At 27.3% G+C, this 590-nt stretch carries 1 protein-coding gene and 1 pseudogene; both read right to left on the reverse strand.

Going from position 1 to position 590, the window contains the following annotated elements; translation table 11 throughout:
* Positions 1–22: 22 nt before the first annotated feature.
* Positions 23–223: a hypothetical protein gene (locus OU788_RS12545; RefSeq protein WP_274635474.1), complete on the reverse strand. Its 201-nt coding sequence runs from the start codon at positions 221–223 to the stop codon at positions 23–25.
* 13 nt (positions 224–236) lie between these two features.
* A pseudogene (locus OU788_RS12550) lies at positions 237–500 on the reverse strand (hypothetical protein); the annotation flags it as partial.
* Positions 501–590: the final 90 nt, after the last annotated feature.

The raw sequence follows: 590 nt of genomic DNA on the forward strand, positions 1-590 counted from the left end.
TTTTGCATCAATGCTATTCATTCTATTTTTTTGATGTAAAAAAAGATACTAGTAAAACGACTATACCTAAACCAAGTGTTATATAAGCATCTTTGTTGTTTTGTTCTGTAAATTCTGCGATTCCTATATCAACAGATGTCTCTGGAGATACAATTTTAAATACTCCATATAGTGTTAATACTACACCTATTACTATTAGAATTAATTTTATAGTCTTGTTCATTTTTTTGGTTTTACCAATTAAATCTTCCGTCTAATTTATTCACCCATTGGTATAAACCAACTAATTTAAATGCATCTACATTGTTTGAGTTTCTAAATCCTAAATCAAATTCTAATCGATTATTTTCTTTTAAATAATGTTGATATGAGATTTCACCTCCAAATCCGTCATTATCACCTAATCTAACACCTAACGCATTTTTAGATATCTGTTGAGCTGATGCTCCAATTGTAAAGAATAATAATGCTCCAGCTATTGCTGTCTTTAATAATTTCATTTTTTGGGTTTTAATATTATACCACAAAATTATATGAAGATAAGAGTTTGCATTTGCTCATATCTTTTTAATCTTTGCTCATTTACAATA

Source organism: Tenacibaculum sp. L6 (assembly GCF_028823685.1).
Taxonomy (GTDB): Bacteria; Bacteroidota; Bacteroidia; order Flavobacteriales; family Flavobacteriaceae; genus Polaribacter.